Genomic DNA, 3491 nt, shown 5'->3' on the forward strand with positions numbered 1-3491 from the left:
TTTTTGTCCAATGTTTTTTTGCACTTTTGCAATCGCACTGACCATTGGCTTTAAAGGGAAATTGGTCATAAAAATGAAAGCACCTAAAACGACTGACATAATAAATAATGGTGTTTTTAAAGCCCACTTTGTCAGTCGCGATCTGAATGTTGTTTTAGATAGCAACCGATCGATGATAATGACAATTGTAAATAAAGGAATCATCAACCAATTTCCATATGAATTGAAGAAGGATGCATTTTCACTAATAAAAAAAGCTATATATTCCATAGTTCTAATTTTTTAGTTAATTTAGTTAGCAATAGCTCAGTTTTTTTAATTGTGAGCATTTTAGAATGTTGTTGTGCAAATATCAACATTAAAGAACCGACCGAAGTTCGGCGCACTTTGTTTGAGATGACCTCTTGCGCGGAAAGCATATCATCCAATTCTACAAATTTCCTGTTAAGTGCCATTCAAAAAAACTCCTATTTCTTAGAAAGATTCCGCCACAGGTAATAGACAGGTATGCCAATAATCGTAAATCCAATTCCGGCCAAAGACTCCATCGGCCTTTGCACGAGTGTATTGATAAGAATTCCCGCAGACGCAATAATAAAAAGTATGGGAACCGCAGGATAACCCCAGGTCTTATAGGGTCTGTCCAAATCCGGATATTTTTTTCTCAATCTAAAAACGGAATATGCAGTAACTAACCAAAACGAAATGCCGACAAACATGACCATAGTGATAAGCTGCTCAACGGTGCCGCTCAATGCCAGGACTGAGGCCCAGACCGCCTGGATCAGGATGGCAAAACCAGGCGTACGGTAGCGCGGGTGAACATGAGCGGCCCTTCTAAAAAACAATTTATCTTTTGCCATGGCATAATAGATGCGCGGTCCGGCCAGAATAACGCCGTTTAAACCACCGAAAATCGAAATAACAACGGCCGCAGATATGACTCCCGTTGCGGCGTTGCCGTGCAGTGCAAATGCGGCGTCCTCGGCAATCTTGAAAGAGTTAGCCATTTCATTGATTGGCAAAGCGGTAAGATAGACTATGTTAATCAGGAGATATAGGACGGTTATGGTTCCTGTGCCATAGATCAGAGCCAAAGTGATGTTGCGCGCGGGGTTCTTGATTTCTCCGCCCAACCAGGTCAGGGTGTTCCAGCCATCGAATGCTATTAAACCGATCACCAGGGCCAGGCCGAATCCAATAATGATTTGACCAAAGCCCGCACCCGTTGGGTTCAAGGAAAAATCAATCGCTGTCCCGGTTCCGCTTGTAAGCCCGAGTACGATAAATAAAAGTATGATGCCAATTTTGACGAGGGTAAATGTGTTTTGGATGCTTTTACCAAAACGCACACCTAAGAAATTTATGGTCGACAAAACTGCGATGAGCGCGATGGCGGCCAAATGGCCCACGGACAACGTGTAGTTGAACGTCTGCCCGAAGAGACCGAAGGCTGAAGAAAAGATGACATTGTCCGTTGACAAAAACGGTAAGAAGTAGGTAAAATACTCGACAAAGGTGATACTCATATAGGCGATGACGCCATTCATATAGATGGCGAAGGTTATCCAGCCGAAAAGAAAACCGGACAGCGGTCCGTAGGCTTTCCTGATAAAGACATATTGACCGCCCGCTTCGGGCATGGAAGCTCCCAGCTCAGCGTAGGTAAGAGCGCCGGCAAGTGTAAGAATCCCGCCGACGACCCAGGCCACCAAGATTAACCCCGCCGAGGGTAATGTTTTGGCCATGATGCCTGTGGTAATGAAAATGCCGGCGCCAATCACAACCCCCACAACCAGCATCGTAGAATCGAACAGCCCTAGCTGGCGAATTAGACCTGGCTTTTCTTGAGTCTTTGCATCCAGGGGTGAATCGCCCTCTGCTCCTATGTTAGATTTATTCACAATGGGTCAATCTCTCTTTAGGGAACTTTTCACACTACACGGCAACTTCGTCAGCAATAAATTTCGTGATTTTGCGTTCAAGCGTCTCAAGTATAACCCCGCATAACCGGCGTTGCCATTTTGGTAACGTAACTTGTTTAAAAAACAAAACTTGCGACAATGCTCAAAATTTAGAAATCACGCCAGACTGGCAACGGCCGTGGTAATGCAATTGTTATGTGCCACTCTCAGCTCTAAACGACCGCGTAAATCAGAAAAATGCCGAACGCCAAAGAGAATGGAGAGGCAATTCTCATATACGGCGCAGTAAACTTATTCGACCACCAAACAGCATACCGTGCGTGCCATTTTCGCGGAATGAAAAAAAGGACTGCCGTGGTGACGACCACGAATATTCCGAAAACTCGAAAGAACTCTGGAAACTTGGAGAGGTCCGCATACAGCACAAGCGCCATGCCCCAAATGCCACGCAATGTAATTTCCGAGTAGTTGATAAAATTTGTACTGGCAGCCTTACTGAGACATCGCGTCGCGGTTTGCGGACTTGCAAACATAAAAATACTTACGGCGATAAGCCAGATACCAGAAAGGATAACCAGCCATTGTGCTACCGTCGTGATCATCCCTTTGCTATCACGCTAGAGTGTTTGAAAATAAAAACTCTAATAACCCATACATTCTCCGATGTCGCCGCGTAATTTGTTTCCCGCAATTTTGACAGCGACACGGAATTGTACCAAAGCATACGCTGGCCATGAAATTATTTAAGCTATGGTTGCACTCATTCATTATTAACCAAGAACCTAACGGTTAAGATGAGTTGTGCAAAGGTGGTTAGAGCGACGTTTCAGTGCTGCTCAGATCTTTTGCGTCAACTCCATTTTTTTGTTATGTGGCAGTCCATCCCTTTACCTCATTAGCAGCATTTTCTTTGTTCCAACAAATTCGTGACCTACCTGCAGTCTGTAGAAATAAATACCACTTGAGAGTTTACTTGCATCAAAATTAACAGAATATGTATTTGCTATTTGAAATTCACTGACTAACGTTTTAGTTTCTCTTCCAAGAATATTATAAATTGTTAACGTAACAAAACCTGGTTTGAATATCGAATATGAAATGATTGTTGACGGATTAAACGGATTCGGATAATTCTGCTGCAACACAAATGAGTTTGGAATAATAGCGGCAATGTCTTCAACTGCGGTTGTGCCTTGCGAACATTCAGAATGTTGCGATTGAGATAATGCACCAGGTTGTGGAAGACCAACGCATTCATCCTCATCACCGCTTCCGTGGCCCAAAAACTTCTCAAGGAAAAAGCCGCAAACCCATAGCCTTCCTTGAGGTCTTTGAGTAAATTCTCATCGTTGGCCCGGGGGCGATATTCCCGCCAGATCGTCTCCGGCGCCGAGTCGACATCATTGGTGATCATCAAACTGAAGCGATATTCTTTCCAATCCTCCAGTTCCTTGAAAAGACTCGGCTGTTTGCCCGCTGCCCGGGGACGCTTGCGCACCTCTTGACGCACCACCACATAGCGGCGTGGCCCGGTCCACTTGGCATCCGCATGGGCAAAATGAAACT

4 protein-coding genes are annotated in these 3491 nt (G+C 44.6%); all 4 read right to left on the bottom strand.

The annotated features are described in order from the left end of the window. Nucleotides 1-257: 257 nt before the first annotated feature. A complete protein-coding gene (locus tag IH879_21690) occupies nt 258-455 on the bottom strand; it encodes a hypothetical protein (GenBank protein MCH7677539.1) in 198 nt (65 codons plus the stop codon). Between the two features lie 12 nt (nt 456-467). Further along, nucleotides 468-1802 (bottom strand): amino acid permease, encoded by a 1335-nt coding sequence (locus IH879_21695; GenBank protein ID MCH7677540.1) that lies wholly within the window; start codon nt 1800-1802, stop codon nt 468-470. Between the two features lie 335 nt (nt 1803-2137). Beyond that, nucleotides 2138-2527 carry a hypothetical protein gene (locus IH879_21700; GenBank protein ID MCH7677541.1) on the bottom strand — a complete coding sequence of 130 codons (390 nt, stop codon included), beginning with the start codon at nt 2525-2527 and terminating at the stop codon, nt 2138-2140. 285 nt (nt 2528-2812) lie between these two features. Further along, entirely contained in the window at nt 2813-3208 is a 396-nt protein-coding gene (locus tag IH879_21705; GenBank protein MCH7677542.1) for a T9SS type A sorting domain-containing protein, read from the bottom strand. Nucleotides 3209-3491 lie beyond the last annotated feature (283 nt).

This window comes from candidate division KSB1 bacterium (genome assembly GCA_022562085.1).
In the GTDB taxonomy this organism is placed as follows: domain Bacteria; phylum Zhuqueibacterota; class Zhuqueibacteria; order Oceanimicrobiales; family Oceanimicrobiaceae; genus Oceanimicrobium.